This window comes from Apilactobacillus kunkeei DSM 12361 = ATCC 700308, assembly GCF_001281265.1.
GTDB classification, from domain to species: Bacteria; Bacillota; Bacilli; order Lactobacillales; family Lactobacillaceae; genus Apilactobacillus; species Apilactobacillus kunkeei.
Genome location: NZ_JXDB01000006.1, coordinates 25,125 through 44,164, shown reverse-complemented (window position 1 = coordinate 44,164; position 19,040 = coordinate 25,125). Strand labels below are relative to the sequence as shown.

22 protein-coding genes are annotated in these 19,040 nt (G+C 37.2%); all 22 read right to left on the bottom strand.

The window, feature by feature from the left end; translation table 11 throughout:
• Window positions 1-28: 28 nt before the first annotated feature.
• Window positions 29-853 carry a MetQ/NlpA family ABC transporter substrate-binding protein gene (locus RZ79_RS02445; protein WP_034532091.1) on the bottom strand — a complete coding sequence of 275 codons (825 nt, stop codon included), beginning with the start codon at window positions 851-853 and terminating at the stop codon, window positions 29-31.
• A gap of 13 nt (window positions 854-866) precedes the next feature.
• Window positions 867-1,502, bottom strand: a complete 636-nt coding sequence (locus tag RZ79_RS02440) for a methionine ABC transporter permease (RefSeq protein WP_155443279.1) — start codon at window positions 1,500-1,502, stop codon at window positions 867-869.
• Between the two features lie 49 nt (window positions 1,503-1,551).
• Window positions 1,552-2,586: a methionine ABC transporter ATP-binding protein gene (locus RZ79_RS02435; RefSeq protein WP_054449826.1), complete on the bottom strand. Its 1,035-nt coding sequence runs from the start codon at window positions 2,584-2,586 to the stop codon at window positions 1,552-1,554.
• 336 nt (window positions 2,587-2,922) lie between these two features.
• Window positions 2,923-4,125: an FtsW/RodA/SpoVE family cell cycle protein gene (locus RZ79_RS02430; RefSeq protein ID WP_034532086.1), complete on the bottom strand. Its 1,203-nt coding sequence runs from the start codon at window positions 4,123-4,125 to the stop codon at window positions 2,923-2,925.
• A gap of 22 nt (window positions 4,126-4,147) precedes the next feature.
• On the bottom strand, window positions 4,148-4,372 hold the full coding sequence (locus tag RZ79_RS02425) for a DUF2969 domain-containing protein (RefSeq protein WP_034532084.1): 225 nt from the start codon (window positions 4,370-4,372) through the stop codon (window positions 4,148-4,150).
• Window positions 4,373-4,418: 46 nt separating this feature from the next.
• A complete protein-coding gene (yidD, locus tag RZ79_RS07150) occupies window positions 4,419-4,694 on the bottom strand; it encodes a membrane protein insertion efficiency factor YidD (RefSeq protein ID WP_080768519.1) in 276 nt (91 codons plus the stop codon).
• A gap of 26 nt (window positions 4,695-4,720) precedes the next feature.
• Window positions 4,721-5,716 (bottom strand): rod shape-determining protein, encoded by a 996-nt coding sequence (gene mreB, locus RZ79_RS02420; RefSeq protein ID WP_054449825.1) that lies wholly within the window; start codon window positions 5,714-5,716, stop codon window positions 4,721-4,723.
• Between the two features lie 64 nt (window positions 5,717-5,780).
• Window positions 5,781-7,088: a UDP-N-acetylglucosamine 1-carboxyvinyltransferase gene (murA, locus tag RZ79_RS02415; protein WP_054449824.1), complete on the bottom strand. Its 1,308-nt coding sequence runs from the start codon at window positions 7,086-7,088 to the stop codon at window positions 5,781-5,783.
• Between the two features lie 25 nt (window positions 7,089-7,113).
• Window positions 7,114-7,329 carry a DUF1146 family protein gene (locus RZ79_RS07145; protein ID WP_034532207.1) on the bottom strand — a complete coding sequence of 72 codons (216 nt, stop codon included), beginning with the start codon at window positions 7,327-7,329 and terminating at the stop codon, window positions 7,114-7,116.
• Between the two features lie 132 nt (window positions 7,330-7,461).
• On the bottom strand, window positions 7,462-7,884 hold the full coding sequence (locus RZ79_RS02410) for a F0F1 ATP synthase subunit epsilon (protein ID WP_034532079.1): 423 nt from the start codon (window positions 7,882-7,884) through the stop codon (window positions 7,462-7,464).
• A 12-nt stretch (window positions 7,885-7,896) separates the two neighbouring features.
• Window positions 7,897-9,303, bottom strand: a complete 1,407-nt coding sequence (gene atpD, locus RZ79_RS02405; protein ID WP_054449823.1) for a F0F1 ATP synthase subunit beta — start codon at window positions 9,301-9,303, stop codon at window positions 7,897-7,899.
• Between the two features lie 23 nt (window positions 9,304-9,326).
• Complete coding sequence (locus tag RZ79_RS02400; RefSeq protein WP_034532074.1) at window positions 9,327-10,229, bottom strand: F0F1 ATP synthase subunit gamma; 903 nt, start codon at window positions 10,227-10,229, stop codon at window positions 9,327-9,329.
• Between the two features lie 21 nt (window positions 10,230-10,250).
• On the bottom strand, window positions 10,251-11,780 hold the full coding sequence (atpA, locus tag RZ79_RS02395) for a F0F1 ATP synthase subunit alpha (RefSeq protein ID WP_034532072.1): 1,530 nt from the start codon (window positions 11,778-11,780) through the stop codon (window positions 10,251-10,253).
• A 31-nt stretch (window positions 11,781-11,811) separates the two neighbouring features.
• Entirely contained in the window at window positions 11,812-12,354 is a 543-nt protein-coding gene (atpH, locus tag RZ79_RS02390) for an ATP synthase F1 subunit delta (protein WP_054449822.1), read from the bottom strand.
• On the bottom strand, window positions 12,344-12,880 hold the full coding sequence (gene atpF / locus RZ79_RS02385) for a F0F1 ATP synthase subunit B (protein WP_053791629.1): 537 nt from the start codon (window positions 12,878-12,880) through the stop codon (window positions 12,344-12,346). The genes atpH and atpF overlap by 11 nt, the downstream gene beginning before the upstream one ends.
• Window positions 12,881-12,932: 52 nt before the next feature.
• Window positions 12,933-13,145 (bottom strand): F0F1 ATP synthase subunit C, encoded by a 213-nt coding sequence (atpE, locus tag RZ79_RS02380; RefSeq protein WP_041152751.1) that lies wholly within the window; start codon window positions 13,143-13,145, stop codon window positions 12,933-12,935.
• A gap of 27 nt (window positions 13,146-13,172) precedes the next feature.
• A complete protein-coding gene (gene atpB / locus RZ79_RS02375) occupies window positions 13,173-13,832 on the bottom strand; it encodes a F0F1 ATP synthase subunit A (protein WP_053795999.1) in 660 nt (219 codons plus the stop codon).
• Between the two features lie 330 nt (window positions 13,833-14,162).
• On the bottom strand, window positions 14,163-14,795 hold the full coding sequence (gene upp / locus RZ79_RS02370; RefSeq protein WP_054449821.1) for a uracil phosphoribosyltransferase: 633 nt from the start codon (window positions 14,793-14,795) through the stop codon (window positions 14,163-14,165).
• Window positions 14,796-14,807: 12 nt separating this feature from the next.
• A complete protein-coding gene (glyA, locus tag RZ79_RS02365) occupies window positions 14,808-16,049 on the bottom strand; it encodes a serine hydroxymethyltransferase (protein WP_054449820.1) in 1,242 nt (413 codons plus the stop codon).
• 30 nt (window positions 16,050-16,079) lie between these two features.
• Window positions 16,080-17,099 (bottom strand): L-threonylcarbamoyladenylate synthase, encoded by a 1,020-nt coding sequence (locus RZ79_RS02360; RefSeq protein WP_054449819.1) that lies wholly within the window; start codon window positions 17,097-17,099, stop codon window positions 16,080-16,082.
• Window positions 17,100-17,116: 17 nt separating this feature from the next.
• Window positions 17,117-17,959: a peptide chain release factor N(5)-glutamine methyltransferase gene (gene prmC / locus RZ79_RS02355; RefSeq protein WP_054449818.1), complete on the bottom strand. Its 843-nt coding sequence runs from the start codon at window positions 17,957-17,959 to the stop codon at window positions 17,117-17,119.
• Complete coding sequence (prfA, locus tag RZ79_RS02350; RefSeq protein ID WP_054449817.1) at window positions 17,952-19,034, bottom strand: peptide chain release factor 1; 1,083 nt, start codon at window positions 19,032-19,034, stop codon at window positions 17,952-17,954. Before prfA ends, prmC begins: the two co-directional genes overlap by 8 nt.
• Window positions 19,035-19,040: the final 6 nt, after the last annotated feature.

Below are 19,040 nucleotides of genomic sequence, written 5' to 3'. Positions count from 1 at the left end.
AAAAAAAAGCGTCTCAGACGCTTTTTTATTAATAGTTCTTAGCTGGTAGCACAGAACCTTTGTAATGTTTTTTAATCCATTCTTGAGTTGATTTAGATTGTAATACCTTAACCAATTCCTTGATGTCTTTTCTGTTTTGATCACCATTTCTAACAGCAACAATGTTGAAGTATGGTGAGTTCTTTTCAGGCTTTTGTAAAGCAATTGATTGCTTATCTGGTTGTAAACCACCTTGAACTGCGTAATTAGAATTAATTGCCACAGCATCACCTTCACCATTATTGTAAATCAATGGCATAATCTTTGGTTCGTATCCAGTTTGGAATACCAAGTGTTTTGGATTATAAGCAATATCACTGAAGTTAGCTTGAGTGATATTAACACCCTTCTTAATCTTAATTAAACCATTTTGTTGGAATAATTGAAGAATACGACCGTAATCAGGTGCATTACTACTTACTAAGATGTGAGCACCATTTTTAAGGTCTGAGAGCTTTTTGTACTTCTTGGAGTAAATACCAATTGGTTCCAAGTGAACGGCCCCTACGTTTACTAAATGGCCATCATATTCCTTATTCCATTGATCTAAGAATGCTGGTGTTTGGAAGTAATTAGCATCCAATTGTTTTCCGGCTAATGCACGGTTAGGTAGCACGTAGTCTTGGAAAGTAACGATGTCTAACTTAATGCCCTTTTTTCTAAGCTCTGGTTCGATATGACGAAGAATTTGTGCATGAGGAATGTTAGATGCCCCAATACGAATTGTGTTCTTTGCCTTGTAGTTACCAGGACCTAGTAATAGTAAAACGATGAATAAAACAACGATTCCACCAAAGGATAAAAGCTTTTTCATTTTAATATCCCCCTTATAGTGTACGTTTATCGATTTTCTTAACTAGTAAGTCTCCAACTGTTTGAACGATTAGGACAATAATTAAAATAATAACGGTTGCCACTAAAGTAACAGTGTTGTTATTTGATTGGAAACCATCCAAGTATGCTAGGTAACCTAGACCACCAGAACCAATAGCACCGGCCATTGCGGTGTATGAAATCAATGAAATGGCAGTAACAGTTGCTCCGGAAATCAATGCTGGTGTACTTTCTGGAAGTAATACCTTAAAGATAACGTCCCAGTTAGTACCACCCATTGATTTAACGGCTTCAATTACACCATCATCAACTTCTCTAAAGTTAGCTTCAACCATTCTTGCGTAGAATGGAGCAGCTGAAATAACTAGTGATGGGATAGCGGCCTTAGGTCCGATAATGGTACCTACAAGATCCTTTGTGAAGGGTAATAGTAATACGATTAAGATAATGAATGGAATTGATCTGAATACGTTAACTAAGAAAGATACTACCCAGTTAATAACCTTCCAGCCAAAACCAGACTTGTTACGGCTTTCAAATAATAATAGTCCTAAAATAATTCCTAATACAGCAACAATAATCATTGATAATGCAGTCATCCAAACTGTTTCCCATGTTGCTTGTCTCATTGCACTCCAATTAACGTTATTGAATTGGAAGTATGATTGAATTCCTTGATTAGCCACGGTTAATCACCTCTGCTTCCACGTTTACTGATTTCAAGTATTCAACAGCCTTGTTTTGGTCTTCAGGAGTTCCTAGTAGTTGTAGAACTAGTGAACCGATTGAACCACCTTGTGTTTGATGAATACTTCCTTCAACGATGTTTAATTCTAATGAATCAAATTCGCGAATCATTTGGGATACAACTGGTTGTTGTGATTGAGTACCCTTGAAGGTTAACCTAATCACCATACCATTTGGATAGTTCTTAATGATTTCGTCAACGGTCATGCTCAAGTCCTTAGCATTTGGATTGTCATCTTCGTTAACGAAACGTTTAGTGATGTCTTGTTGAGGGTTTTGGAAAATGTCGTAAACATCACCAGTTTCAACAACTTGTCCATCTTGCATAACAGCAACTTTTGAAGCTGTCTTTCTAATGGCATGCATTTCGTGAGTAATCAAAAGAATAGTTAGGTTTAACTTCTTGTTGATCTCTAGTAATAAGTCCAAAATTTCATCGGTTGTTTGTGGATCTAGCGCACTAGTAGCTTCATCAGAAATAAGAATTTCTGGGTCATTAGCCAATGCTCTGGCAATCCCAACACGTTGTTTTTGTCCACCAGATAATTCTGAAGGATAATCGTTTTCACGACCCTTTAGACCAACTAATTCAATTAATTTTTCAGCCTTTTGATGACGTTGTTCTTTATCAACACCGGCAATTTCTAGTGGTAACTCGATGTTTTGTTGGATGGTTCTAGACCATAGTAAGTTAAAGTGTTGGAAAATCATACCAACCTTCTTACGTTGTGATCTTAATTCCTTGCTACTTAATTTCGCAATATCCTTACCATTAATTTCGATGGAACCAGAAGTTGGGGCTTCTAGTCCATCTAACATTCTAACAAGTGTTGATTTACCGGCACCAGAGTAACCAATAATACCAAAGATTTCACCGTCGTTAATTTCTAGGTTAACGTCTTTAACAGCTGTTAGGATGCTTTTGTCAAGTTTGTATTTCTTGTTAACATTCTTAAATCTAATCAAACTGTTTCTCCTCACTTTCAAATAAAAAAAGCCCTCCGCACCTACTGATTTAACAGTAAAGGACGAAAAGCTCGTGTTACCACCTTTTATTCACCATTGCCTCACGACAATAGCCTCATAAGTATCTTTAATACTTCAGCAATATAACGTTTGCCAGACGATGTTAGTTTATCCCAAATTTCGCTAACTGATTATTTATCAAGACCATATTCGGTAACTACAAATAACTCTTTTTCACCAACCGAGCTCTCTGTGATATTCATTAATTACTTACTCATCTTATAATCAAATTTTAATAAAGTATACAATCATTTAATGTACTTGTCAATTCATTAGCTATGAGAAGTCACGGCTAGCACTGAACATGTACCCATAATTATGATACTGCATTGACATGACTAATCCAATCCCTATCATGTTACCAATCAAGGCAGAACCACCTTGACTGACGAATGGCAATGGAATACCAGTCAATGGCAATAGTCCAATACTCATACCAATATTTTCAAATACGTGGAATAAAATCATCATGATAATTCCAGTTGAAATGTATGCGTAGTAGACGTTCTTAGTCTCAAAAGTAACCTTAATCATTCGATAAATTAAAACGAAGTAGATACCAATTAAAACTAAACCACCGATGAAACCAAAGTTTTCACCGATAACTGAGAAAATCATATCGGATTCTCGAACTGGAACATAAACGTGAGATACGTTAAAACCAGTTCCACCGAATCCACCGGAACCAACGGCTTTAATACTTTGCCATAGTTGATAACCCGATCCAGCTAGATTTTCAGGATTTGATGGGTCCAACCAGTCATTAACACGATCAAATTGGTAAGATTGAAAACCTAATGCTTCCAAAATCTTTCTACCACCGCTAGTGATAACTAAAATTAAAGCAGTCCCACCAATTGTTGCGAATGCAGCAACTCCAGGAACAATGATTCTCCACGTAATTCCAGATACAATCACTAATCCACCAAGCATGGCGAAGAAAACAAGCATTGTACCGAAATCATTTTCAATTTTTAATAACACACAGATTGGTAATGTCCATAGGATCATCTTACCCAATAAAAGTGCATCTGTTTTTAATGTGTGAACAGCGTAGTTTCTGTTATGTTCAACAATCACTCTTGCCAACATAACCACAAACGCTGGTTTCATAATTTCGGCCGGTTGGAAAGTCAACGGACCTAATTGGAACCAACTTTTGGCCCCTGTTTGAATAAAGTAATATCTACTGTACAAAACAAGTAACGATGCCAGTAACGTTAAAGCTCCCCAGTAAATAATTGGTGCAACTTTCCATAATTGTTCAGAATCAAATTGCATGATGATTATGATTAATACAGTTCCGATTGTATACCATACCAACTGCGTAATCATTTGCTTCACGATTGTTCCGGAATAAGAATCATGATTTACGGCAACATAAATTGCACCAATACCAATCAATGCTAAAAGGCCAACACAAATTATGATTGTCCAATCTAATCGAGAAGAATTGCTATCATTGTCACTATTAAACACTGCAAATCACCTCTAAATCATTTTAGCCCTTGTGCAAGTTGTATTGGCTAATTAATAATTCGATTCCTTCGTCTAAGGATTTGGCTTTAAATACATTATCTTCATCAAAAACAGCTTCAAACTTTTCTTCATCAACTTGACGAATAAAGCCCACTTCTTGCTTCCCAACAAAAAGAACTTCGCGTTCTTCGCCGTTCACGTTCTTTGTATCTAAAGTAACTTCAATATTTTTCTTTCCCTTTGACATTTTGTCCTCCTAAAAATAAAAGTAGTCGATTCAAATATTTGATCGACTACTTTAAATTCATAGAACGTCGATAATCTTTCGACGCCCTCTTATTTCTAAAAATAGTAAAATGATCAGAAACCGGATCATAACCACCTTTGACAAAAGGATGACAACGTAAAATCCGTGCACACCCCATTACAAAACCTAATAATGCTCCGTGCTTTCTGACAGCATCGATCATATAAGTAGAACATGTCGGATAATAACGACAAGAGGCCGGTAATAGTGGTGAAATAAATCGTTTATATCCCATCACCAATTTTATCAGAAACTTTCTCATCAGTTATCACTTTCTTATATTAATCTTTATTTTTTGCTTTCTTGTTTGTTGATATGTTCAAGTAATGCACCTGCACCCTTAGCAACATTATCTAGAGGACTTTCAGAAATTAACACTGGCACAGTTAATTCTTTTGAAATGGCATGGTCGATTCCTCTTAATAAGGCACCACCACCTGTTAAAATAATTCCTCTATCCACAATATCAGAAGCTAATTCAGGAGGAACTACTTCTAAGACATCCTTAGCAGCATCAATGATTTGATTTACTGTATCTTCAATTGCCTTTTGAACTTCCTTACTGTTTAAAGTAATAGATCTAGGCATTCCACCAAGAACATCTCTACCACGTACTTCCATTTCCTTAACATCAGTTTCATTAGGGTCTGCAGTACCGATGGTAATCTTAATCTTTTCAGCAGTATGTTCTCCAATAACCAATCCGTGTTTGTCCTTTATGTAAGAAACAATATCTGTGTTCATTACATCACCAGCTACACGAATTGACTTACTTGCAACGATATCACCTAATGATAACACGGCAATGTCAGATGTTCCACCACCCATATCAATTACCATGTTTCCTTTTGGTTGGAAAATGTTCATTCCAGCACCAATTGCAGCAACTTTAGGTTCTTCTTCGATGTAAACTTTACCACCACCGGATTTTTCAGCAGCTTGGATAATTGCTTTTCTTTCGATGTTAGTAATGTTTGTTGGAGCACAAATCATGGTCTTAGGCTTTGACATAAAGCCCTTAACACTTAACTTATTGATAAAGTATGTAAGCATCTTTTCAGTTACATCAAAATCTGAAATAACTCCTTCTTTTAGTGGTCTGATTGCACGAATGTTACTTGGTGTTCTACCAACCATTCTGTATGCTTCAGAACCAACTGCTAACAACTTGTTTGTTTTAATATCTACCGCAACTACTGATGGTTCGTTTAGCACGATTCCTTTCCCAGTTACGTAAATCAAAACATTAGCAGTACCTAAGTCAATGCCGATATCTTTTACCATTTCTCTCTTCCTCCTGAGTTAACTCATGTATTAAATATTATATCATATCGCTCTATAATTAATTTTATTCTTGCGAAGTTTTACTAATGAAAATTTCTTCATCATCTTTCATGTTAACTCTCTTAATGTCAGCACCCAATTTAGCTAACTTAACATGAAAATCGTAATATCCTCGATCTAAATATTTTAGGTTTCTAACGATTGTAATGCCGTCAGCAACTAATCCAGCAAGAACGAGTGCTGCAGCAGCTCTCAAATCAGTTGCAGCTACTTCCGCTCCGCTAAACTTAGTTGGTCCGTTTAAGACCACACTCTTACCGTTAATTCTAAACTTGGCGTTCATTCTAGCTAATTCATCCAAGTGCATAAAACGATTTTCAAACACTGTTTCAGTCAATAAACTACTACCTTGAGCAGCTAATTGTAAAACAGTCATTTGAGGTTGCATATCTGTTGGAAAACCTGGATATGGGAGTGTCTTTACGTCAACAGGCTTTAATTCGTCTGGACCAATCACACGGATTCCATTAGGTTCTTCCTTAACAGTAACACCCATTTCTTGCATTTTAGCGATTAATGGTTGATTGTATGATGCTTCTGCATCTTCGATCAAAATGTTACCGCGTGTCAAAGCAGCAGCAACCATAAAAGTACCTGCTTCAATACGGTCTTGTAGTACACTGTGATCTACACCGTGTAACTTACTTACACCCTTAATCTTAATCTTGCTTGTACCTGCTCCCATAACATTAGCACCCATCGCATTTAAGATGTTAGCTAAGTCAACGATTTCAGGTTCTTGAGCAACATTTTCGATGATGGTTTGGCCTTCTGCTAATGTGGCAGCCATCATAATATTTTGAGTAGCACCAACACTTGGGAAGTCCATGTAAATTTCGGCACCCTTTAAACCGTCTTCAGCAAAAGCTTCAACGTATCCATCGTGTTGTTCGATTTTGGCACCTAGTGCTTCAAAACCTTTCAAGTGAATATCAATTGGACGCGAACCAATTGCACATCCACCTGGCAATGCAACCTTAGCATGACCTAATCTGGCCAATAGTGGACCCATTACTACGATTGATGCTCTCATCTTTGAAACATATTCTAATGGAGCTTCGTATGAGATTTGGTTGGTAGCATCAAAACTCATTTGATTCTCATTAGTATTAAAGTCAACTTTTAAATTCAAGAAGCGTAAAACTTCTTCCATTGTATATACGTCTGATAATAGTGGTACGTTGTTTAAAACTGTTTTTCCTTCACTGGCTAAAATAGTAGCAGCCATTATTGGTAGGACAGCATTTTTTGCACCTTCAATGTGGACGTTACCGGTAAGGCGTTGGCCTCCCTTAATCACGATTTTATCCACTGGTAACCCTCCAGTAATTTCAATTTTAATGATTTATTGTAATGTTTATTATCCATATAAAGAAAGATCCCGACACATATCCAATACAGATAGATAATAGAATTATTAAAATTCGGTACTGATTAATGTGCATTTTGACATATCTTTCTAGATGAATATCATTTAAACTCCAAAAAGCTAATCCAATAAAAAATAATTGGACAGCTAAATCTAAGAAAGAATTAATATTTGATGATTCCATAATATCTCCATTCTTTATAGCAACTATAACATAAAAAAAGCTTTTTGTCTTTCTAATCTTTACTAAGTATTTATTAATTTGTTTTTTATTTATGTATAAAAAAAGGTCTGCAAAAAAATGCAGACCTCTTTCTTAATGTTTAGCAACATGAATTCGGTTAATAGCTCTTCTCAAAGCAACTTGGTTTCTTAGGATTTCTTGGTTATCATGCTTTTGTCTAGCGATTTCCAATGCTTTTTGAGCACGGTCTCTCGCAGCAGCGGCACGATCAACGTCGATATCCCCTTGCTTTTCGGCACTATCAGCAATAACAGTTAAGTTATTGTTTGAAAATTCAACGAAACCACCGTTAACAGCAATTTCATCTACATCTGAACCGGATTTTACTTTTACTTCGTCAACTTCCAATGAAGCTATTACGGGAACATGATTAGGCATAATTCCTAATTGACCACTCTTGGTTCTAACAATAACCAAGCGAGCATCTTCACGTTCATATACCTTACCATCAGGAGTAACGATACTAACGGTTAATACTGAGTTGTTATCAGCCAATTAGAACCCTCCTTAGTTGTTTTGCTTCATTTTTTTAGCATTTTCAACTACGTCTTCAATAGGTCCACAGTTTCTAAATGCATCTTCAGGAAGATCATCATATTTACCATCTAGGATAGCTTTGAAACTTTCAACAGTCTTGGCAACTGGAACATATTTACCTGGTAAACCAGTAAATGTTTCAGCAACACTAAAGCTTTGTGATAGGAAGAATTGAATACGACGTGCACGACCAACAATAGTCTTTTCTTCGTCAGACAATTCATCCATACCTAAGATAGAAATGATATCTTGAAGTTCATGGTATCTTTGCAATACTTGTTGCACTTCAGTTGCAACCTTGTAGTGTTCTTCACCAACAATTGATGGATCTAGTGCAGCTGATGTTGATGCCAATGGATCAACGGCTGGATAGATACCTTGTTGAGTTAATGAACGTTCCAAGTTAGTTGTTGCATCCAAGTGAGCGAAAGTAGTTGCAGGAGCAGGGTCGGTGTAATCATCGGCAGGAACGTAAACGGCTTGAATTGAAGTAATCGCACCATTCTTAGTTGAAGTGATACGTTCTTGCAATTGACCCATTTCAGTAGCCAATGTAGGTTGGTAACCTACGGCTGATGGAATACGACCTAATAATGCGGAAACTTCAGTACCAGCTTGAGTAAATCTAAAGATGTTATCGATGAATAATAGAACATCGGTACCAACTTCATCACGGAAGTATTCCGCAATAGTCAAACCAGTTAAAGCAACACGCATACGTGCTCCAGGTGGCTCGTTCATTTGACCATATACCATGGCTGTCTTGTCCAAGACACCTGAACCTTTCATTTCAAAGTACATATCGTTACCTTCACGAGTACGTTCACCAACACCGGTGAATACTGAGATACCGTTATGTCCTTGAGCAATATTATGAATTAATTCTTGAATTAAAACAGTTTTACCAACTCCGGCACCACCGAACAATCCAACCTTACCACCACGAATGTATGGTGCTAGTAAATCGATAACTTTAATACCGGTTTCTAGAATTTCTGCAGATGGATTTAATTGATCGTAACTTGGAGCTTGTCTATGAATTGGCCAACGTTCTGTATCGTCGCCAAATTCAGGACCACCATCAATTGGTTCACCAAGAACGTTAAATACACGACCTAGAGTGTTTTCACCAACAGGAACTGAAATAGGAGCTTTAGTATTTTCAACTTCCATTCCACGGCGTAAACCGTCAGTTCCGTCCATGGCGATAGTTCTAACAACACCGTCACCTAATTCAAGGGTAACTTCTGTAACTAAAGTTTCGTTATCGTCTTTGTGTACACGAAGAGCGGTGTTGATGTCAGGTAATTCAACGTCCGTTGGGAATTCAACGTCAACGACTGGTCCAATAACTTGAATAATCTTACCAGTACTCATTTTCGTTAATTCCTCCCGTCATATTAGTGCTTCAAAGCTTCTTGACCACCGACAATTTCAGTGATTTCGGTAGTAATAGCAGCTTGTCTTGCACGGTTATATTGTAGTTCTAATCTAGAAATAAGATCTGATGCATTGTCTGAAGCAGATTGCATAGCAGTTGAACTTGATGAATGTTCTGAAGTCTTAGCATCAAGGATTGCTCCAAATACTAAACTTTGTGCGTATTGGGGTAATACAACCTTCAACACAGCTGATTCATCTGGTTCAATTTCGTATTCAGCACTAAAATCATGTGCCTTAATATCTTTGCTTGATTCTTCTTCAAATGCTTCGCTATCCATTGGTAGCATTTTTTCAGCTCTAAAAGTTGAAGAAATACGGTTAACAAAGTGTGTGTAGCAAACGTATAACTTGTCAAACACACCATCTTCAAACATTGAGTTTGCAGTCTTAACGATTTCTCTAACTTCAGCGAAAGTAGGAATATCAGAAACGCCACGATATTCATAAGCCACGTTTACATTACGGTTCTTATAAAAGTCAGCACCATTTCCACCTACAGCTAAAATCATGTAATCATCAGGATTTGGAGTGTGTTCTTCAATAAAGTTATTAGTTTCTCTAATCACATTACTGTTGTAACTTCCTACCATTCCACGATCAGATGTAATAACTAGGTATGCTGTCTTACCAGACTTGTGGTCAGACGCATTACTTGAGGAATTAATTTTGTCTAACAAATGAGACTGAGCTAAATGCATTACAACAGCCTTAACACGAGAAACATATTCCTCATAATTACTGGTATGCTTTTGAATACGATTTAACTTCGCAGTTGAAACCATTTGCATAGCAGTAGTAATTTGACGTGTATTTCTGGTTGATGCAATACGATGTTTAACATCATTAATAGATTCAGCCATTAGTTCTCACCATCCTTCAAGCTAGTTATTTTGTGTTTCTTCTTGCTTACTTGGTGTGAATGATTTAGTAAATTCATCAACTGCATTTGCTAAAGCATCACCTTCTGGTAACTTACCAGTGTTTACAATTGTATCTAATAAGTCACGGTGTGAAGCGTCGAAGAAGTTGAATAATTCAGTTTGGTAACGATGGATATCGTCAACAGCAATGCTGTCTAGGTAACCATGTGTCAAACTAAATAGAATAAGTACTTGTTTTTCGACAGGTAGTGGAGCGTGAAGAGGTTGTTTTAGAACTTCTTCTGTACGAGCACCACGGTTCAACTTAGCTTGAGTTGCATCATCCAAGTCTGAACCGAATTGAGCAAAGGCTTGTAGTTCATGATATGAAGCTAGGTCAAGTCTCAAAGTACCTGCTACTTGTTTCATTGCTTTAATTTGAGCGTCCCCACCAACACGAGAAACTGAAGTACCAGCATCAATGGCTGGACGAGTTCCTGAATAGAACATATCTGAATTCAAGAAGATTTGACCATCAGTAATTGAAATAACGTTGGTTGGAATGTAAGCTGAAACGTCCCCTGCTTGTGTTTCAACAATTGGTAAAGCAGTCATTGAACCGCCACCTAATTTGTCTGATAACTTAGCAGCACGTTCTAGTAAACGTGAGTGGGTATAGAAGATATCACCAGGATATGCTTCACGACCAGGAGGTCTACGAAGAATAAGTGATAGTTCACGGTAAGCGTTAGCTTGCTTTGTTAAATCATCATATACGATTAAAACGTGCTTACCTTGGTTCATAAAGTATTCACCAATAGCTGCACCAGCATATGGAGCAATGTATAGTAATGGAGCTGGTTCAGAAGGACCGGCTGACAATACAATTGTGTAATCCATTGCGCCAAACTTTTCTAGAGTAGCAACTTGTGAACGGACAGTTGAGTCCTTTTGTCCAATCGCAACGTAGATACAAATCATGTCTTGATCCTTTTGGTTCAAGATTGTATCAACAGCGATTGAAGTTTTACCTGTTTTTCTATCACCGATGATTAATTCACGTTGACCACGGCCAATTGGAACTAACGCATCGATTGATTTAATACCAGTTTGTAATGGTTCAGAAACACTTTGTCTGTCCATGATACCTGGAGCTTTCTTTTCAATAGGACGAGATGATTCAGTCTTGATATCACCCTTACCATCAATTGGTTGACCTAATGAGTTGATGGTTCTACCCACCATTTCTTCTCCAACAGGAACTTCCATGATTTTACCGGTACGTTTAATAGTTGCACCTTCACGAATATGTGTACAGTCACCTAAAACAACAATACCTACATCGTTACTTTCAAGGTTTTGAGCCATACCATAGATTCCGTTTTCGAATTCAAGTAACTCACCAGACAACGCATTATCTAAACCATGAGCACGAGCAACACCGTCACCAACATAGGTAACAACCCCTGTTTCTTCAACAGCTAGGTCATCCTTGTAACCGGATAATTGTTGCTTGATTAGAGCACTGATTTCTTCAGCATTAATGCTCATAAAAGTTTCACCTCTTTGATAGATATTGTTATTAACTCAATAGAAGCTTTTTAATGTTGTTAATTTTTGTCTTAACACTTCCATCAAAAATAACGTTCGATGATTTTAGAATTACACCACCGATTAAACTTTGATCAACTTTGTTATTTAAGATAACTTCGTTGGCACCTACACGCGCCTTGAAGACGTCTGTAAGTTTTTGCTTTTGTTCGTCGGATAGAGGAACTACAGATAGTGCATCAGCATGAACAATCTTATGTTTTTCGTTATAAGAATGTTCAAATTCTTCCACAATCAAAGTAAATTCATCCATTTTGTTAGAACCTAGTAAAACTTTTAATAGGTTCTTAACATATTCGACGTCAGAATTGTCAATCAAAGGTTTGATTAAACTTTCTTTTTTGTCTTCTGGAAAGCTTACATCAGTTAAAACTCGACTTAGTGATGAATTATCATCAAATACTTGTTTGATGGATAACAATTCACTCAAACCGGATTCAACTTGATTTTGTTCTTCAAGCACTTCATAAAGTGCTTTTGAATAACGTTTTGCGAATGTGATTTTATCTAGCATCTTGCTTCCCCAACCCTTCAATATAAGAATCAATCAATGCCTTTTGATCGTCAGCTTTTAATTCTTTTTGAATGATCTTAGAAGCAATTTCAATAGATAAATTAGCCACATCATTTTTGGTGTTTGCTAAAGCATCTTTACGTTCTTGTTCAATATCTTTTTGAGCAGAAGTCTTGATACTTTGAGCATCGTTTCTTGCAGTTGTGATAATTTGGTCACTTTGTACTTGAGCAGATTGCTTAGCATTATTAATAATGTCAGTTGCATCTTCTCTAGATTTTGCCAAGGCGTCTTCACGTTGCTTTGCTAAATCTTCAGCGTCCTTACGTGACTTTTCTGCAGAATTGATGTCATCGGCAATCTTATTAGCACGTTTTTCCATCATTTCTGATAATGGTTTCCATGCGAATTTCATGATAAGAATCATCAAAATGATGAAAACAAGAGCTGTAAAGATCATGTTACCGTAATACAATCCACCACCATCAGTCACAGCGACAGTTGGCAATAATGAATGTGAAAGCATCTATTGACACCTCCTTAATTGAGAATAGAAGAATTACTTTACCTTTATATTATCATTTAGCCATGTATACGAATGATAGAACTAAAGAAATAATAGGTAGAGCTTCGACCAAACCAACACCGATAAACATGTTAGTTCTTAATTGACCAGTCATTTCTGGTTGTCTAGCCATTCCTTCAATAAATTTAGAAATAACGATACCATCACCGATACCCGCACCAATAGCGGCACCAGCCATAGCAATACCAGCAGCTAATACACCCATGGTAAATCCTCCTTATAATAAATAAAATTATTCCTCAGGTTGAATCTTTTGAGAAATGTATACGAATGTTAAGGTTACAAATACGAATGCTTGAACACTTCCGATAAAGATTGAGAATGCTTCCCAAACCATTGCAACAAGTACGGATGGGACATATCCCATTACACCGTAGCCAAGTGCAATTTTAGATAGCAATCCAAGAAGTAGTTCACCTGCGAAAATATTACCATATAGACGCAAACCAAGAGTTAAGAAGTTAGCTAACTCTTCGAAGACATTCAATGGCAACCATAACTTAAATGGCTTCAAGTATGTACTTGAGAAGTAATCCTTGAATCCAAGTTTTGAAACTCCTGCGAAATGAGCCCATGCCAACGTGATAGCAGCCAATGTCAAAGTGACGATTGGATCTGACGTTGGACTTTTAACATAAGCAACCCCATTGTAATCAATTTGGAAAAGTAGTCCCATTTGGTTTGAAATGAAGATGAATACGAATAGTACAAAAGCAAATAAGCCGTATACCTTTGCTTTAGCACCTTCAACAGAAGTGTTAACAATTCCATTGGTGAAATCAACAATCATTTCTAGCAAGTTTTGCTTTCCTGACGGAATCACTTGTAGTTTTCTAGAACAAATGAATACGAATAAGAATACAAAAACCGCTGCAACCGTAACGGAAACCATATTTCCAATATTGAAAGTAAGCCCAAATAGCTTAAATGTGGATATTGGATCATTCACAGATTATCACCCCTTTTCGCAACCTAAGCACACTAAACATTAACATTACATTAATGATAGTTTTAACTCTTAAGATGATGTATTTCTCTTTCAAAATACAATAAGATAGTACCACCATTCAGGCTTCATTTCAAAATAAAATAGTTATTTAACACAATTTTTACAAAAATTACAATTTGTGCTTTACAAATTGTAAAAAATGTATCTTGGACTTTTAGTATAAAGTTATGAATAAATAAAAAAATCCATCGCAAAAAGACGATGGATTTTTATTTATTTAGTCCCAAATAGACGATCTCCGGCATCACCTAATCCAGGTACAATGTAACCGTTTTCTAAATGATCATCTAATGCAGCCGTATAGATATCTACATCACCATGGGCTTTTTGAAGTGCTTCCACACCTTCGGGAGCAGCTACCAAGCACACAAATTTAATATTACTTTCGTCGACACCACGCTTGATTAAAGCATCAATTGCCATAATGGCGGAACCACCTGTAGCAAGCATTGGATCAACAACAAAAATTTGACGTTTGTCAATATCACTTGGTAATTTCACAAAGTATTCGTGTGGTTCTAAAGTTTCTTCATCACGGTACATACCGATGTGTCCCACCTTAGCGGCTGGGATTAGGTCCAAGATACCGTCTACCATCCCGATACCAGCACGAAGAATTGGCACAACAGCCACCTTCTTACCTGATAGTTGCTTTGCGTGTGCGATACCTTGTGGAGTTTTTATATCAACGTCTTCTAGTGGCATGTCCCTAGAAACTTCGAAAGCTAATAACGAAGCAATTTCATTTACAACTTCACGAAATTCTCTTGTTCCGCAATTTTCGTTTCTAATAATCGTTAGCTTGTGTTGAATCAATGGATGATTCATTACTTGAAATTTTCCCATGATTGATCTCCTTTAATCAAAAATTGGATGTGAATGGGTTAATTGGGATACTTCTTCTTTTACTTCATTTAGAATATTTTCGTCGTTATGATGTTCGATTGCGCGTGTTATCATCTTTGCAACTTTACGTGAATCTTTTTCATCGAACCCTCTAGAAGTAATCGCAGGAGTTCCTAATCTTAATCCACTTGTAACAAATGGACTTAATTTCTCATCAGGAATTGCTTCCTTATTAGTTGTAATCTTAAGTGAATCTAATAGGATTTGAGCTTCTTTCCCATTTAATTCAGTCTTGGTTAAGTCTAAGACCATCAAATGGTTATCAGTACCACCAGATACCACCTTGATAGTATCACTGTTGTTAAATTCGTCAGCCATAGCAGCTGCATTTTTAATAACTTGTTTTGAGTATTCTGTAAATGCTGGTTGCAAGTCTTCAAAAAAACAAGCAGCCTTCCCAGCAATCACGTGTTCAAATGGTCCACCTTGTGATCCTGGGAACATTGCAGAATTAATCTTTTTAGCATATTTTTCGTTAGACAAAATCATTCCACCACGAGGTCCTCTTAGAGTCTTGTGAGTGGTTGTAGTTACGACATCGGCAATTCCGATGGGACTTGGATGTAATCCGGTAGCAACTAGTCCAGCAATGTGGGCCATATCTACCATTAAGTATGCGCCAACTTCGTCGGCAATTTCTCTGAACTTGTTCCAGTCGATGATACGGCTGTAAGCTGAAGCACCAGCAACAATAATTTGTGGTTGAACTTCCTTAGCAATTTCTAAGATATCATCGTAGTTAAGACGTTCAGTCTTTGGATCTAGGCCGTATGAGAATGATTGGTAAATCTTACCTGAGAAGTTTACCTTAGCACCGTGGGTTAAGTGACCACCAGCATTTAAATCCATCCCTAAAATCTTATCTCCAGGCTTCAAAAATGCTGAGTACACAGCTTGATTAGCTTGTGAACCTGAATGTGGTTGAACATTAACATATTCAGCCCCAAATAACTTCTTAGCACGTTCAATCGCTAATGTTTCTGATTTATCTACAAATTCACAACCACCGTAGTATCTCTTACCAGGATATCCTTCGGCGTACTTGTTAGTTAAAACAGAACCTTGCGCAGCCATTACAGCGTTTGATGCAATGTTTTCTGACGCAATTAGTTCAATTGTGTTTTCTTGACGAGTTTGTTCATTCTTAATTACATCCCATAATTCTTTGTCTTCATTTTGGTAATCGTATTTCATGACAGAAGTGCCCCCTCAAAAGTTACGTAACTATTTATTAAAATGTTTTTGTCCAGCAGATTTGTTCAATCTATTCATATATGCTTCACCAATGCCTTGATTTGCAAAACCTTGGGTCAAGATTGATTTTACTTCTTCTTCATTGTCAAAATGTCTTAGTCCTGCAAATAAAGCATGACTTGCTGATAAGACGGTATCTCCTAATGAAAATGTTTCAACATTATCAGGCCAATCGATATCGTTTAAAACAGTATCAGTTGCCATGACTCCGACAGTATGATCTTGTTTTGCTGCCCACTTGGCTGCTTCTTTGAAGTCGCTTGTGGAATCGACAATATAGACTTGAGCTGATGGTGCATAGTGCTTGTACTTCATTCCTGGAGCCTTTGGAATTTGACTATCAGATAGATGTACTCGTTCATCTAGCACTGGTTTATTAATAATTTCTTCGATTTGTTCAGCTGAAATAGCACCTGGTCTTAAAATGGCAGGTTGATCAGTCGACATATCTAAGACAGTGGATTCAACACCATATTGGCATTCACCGTCATCTAGAATTCCAGCAATCTTCCCTTTTAAATCATGGTAAACATGCTTGGCCAAGGTAGGACTGGGTTTCCCAGATGTGTTAGCAGATGGACCAACAATTGGTACCCCTGCTTCTCTAATCAATGATAACGTTACATCATTGTTAGGGTTTCTAAATGCTGCAGTATCTAATCCACCGGTAACGGTTTTAGATAATACATTGTCTTTCAAATTAAAAATAATAGTTAATGGTCCAGGCCAAAATGTATTAATTAGCTTCTTTGCCTCATCAGACAATGGTTGTGCGTATCTTTCAACCATTTCTGGGCCGTCAACATGGACGATTAAAGGATTATCACTTGGACGTCCTTTAGCCGCGTAAACTTGCTTAACCGCATCTTCATTAGTTGCATCTGCTCCTAAACCGTATACCGTTTCAGTTGGGAAAGAAACTAACTTTCCATCGACGATATCTTTAGCGGCTGCAGCTAAATCATCTGCAGTATATATTTTTGTGTCCATATATAAATACATCCCCCCTAATACTTAACTCGAATCATTCTTGGATTACCAAAGAAGTCTTTACGACTAGTGACTTCGCATCCTGGAATTGATTCGGTAAAAATCTCGGTTACTGCTTCAGTTTGTTTAAATCCAATTTCAAGATATAAACTGCCGTGAACAGCGTCCTTCTTTATTTTAATATAATCTGCGATTTTTTGATACATAAATAAGCCATTATTTTTTGCAAATAACGCTTCTTTTGGTTCGTGTTCTATGACACTTTCATCCATATAATTGATTTCATCTTCGGAAATATACGGTGGATTACTAATAATTACGTCATAATCTTCGGTTATTGCGTTGAACAGGTCACTCTCGATGAACCTAACATTCGTTTTGTTCATTTCATTGTTCAAACCGGCTACCTGTAAGGCTTTTGCAGAGATGTCAGCAGCATCTACCTGCCAGTCTGGATGTTCCTTGCTAATGGAAATGGCAATTGCACCACTTCCAGTTCCCATGTCGAGAACTTTTAGGTCTTTTTGATCAGCAAAATCGGTCAATAGCCACTCTACTAATTCCTCTGTTTCGGGGCGCGGAATTAGGACTCTATCATCGACTTTAAAACGATTACCATAAAAATCAGTCTCACCGATGATGTATTGAGCCGGTTGGCCATTTAGATATTGGTCAATCCAAGCGAAGTATCTTTTGACGTCTTCTTGTTTCATTTCGTCACGATAATGCAACAGTAAGTGGGTATTATCGAAGCCAAACATTTCCATTAAGAATAGCTTGGCGGTCTCCTCATCTAAATTTTTTTCGGAGATAAGAAAAGAAGCCCTCTTCTGGGCTTCAAAATAAGTCATATTAGTCATTCTTTAGTTGCTCCAACTTTTCAGTTTGGTCAGATAGAATCAATGCGTCAATGATATCTTCTAAGTCACCATTCATAACCTTATCCAACTTGTTAACTGTCAAACCAATACGGTGATCAGTAACACGGTTTTGAGGATAGTTGTAAGTTCTAATTCTTTCTGAACGATCACCAGTACCCACGGCTGATTTTCTTTCAGCGTCATACTTATCTTCTTCTTGTTGTTGGTAATAATCGTATACACGTGACTTCAACACTTGCATTGCCTTAGCACGGTTTTGTTGTTGTGAACGTTCATCTTGCATAGCAACAACAATTCCTGTTGGCAAGTGGGTCATTCTAACAGCTGATGAAGTTTTGTTAACATGTTGTCCACCGGCACCAGATGCACGGTAAACATCAGTCTTAATATCTTTTGGATCAATATCAATATCAACATCTTCTGCCTCTGGCATAACACCAACGGTAGCAGTAGAAGTATGAATACGACCAGCTGATTCAGTTGAAGGAACACGTTGCACACGATGAGCACCGTTTTCAAACTTCAACTTAGAATAAACATTTTCACCTTGAATCATGATGGCAATTTCCTTAAAACCACCAACTTCAGTGTCGCTTTCATCAATGATTGATGTCTTCCAGCCTTGGCTTTCTGCATAACGAATGTACATATTGTATAAGTCAGCAGCAAACAAGCTACCTTCATCCCCACCAGCAGCACCATGAATTTCCATGATAATGTTCTTGTCATCATTAGGATCCTTAGGTAACAGCATAATCTTGATTTGTTCTTCAAGTTCAGCCTTTTGTGGTTCTAATTCACTAATTTCACTCTTAACCATTTCATTCATGTCATCGTCTAGCTTTTCAGCAAGCATGGCCTTGTCGTCTTCTAGTTGTGAGACAACGTCCTTGTACTTGTTATAAGCTGCAACAACTTCTCTTAAACTACCTTCTTCTTTAGATAGTTCCATGAAACGTTTTGTATCTGCTATAACTTCTGGGTCACTGATCAATTCGTTTAGTTCATCGTATCGATCAACTACTGATTGCAGCTTTTCAAATATTTCATCCATTAATTA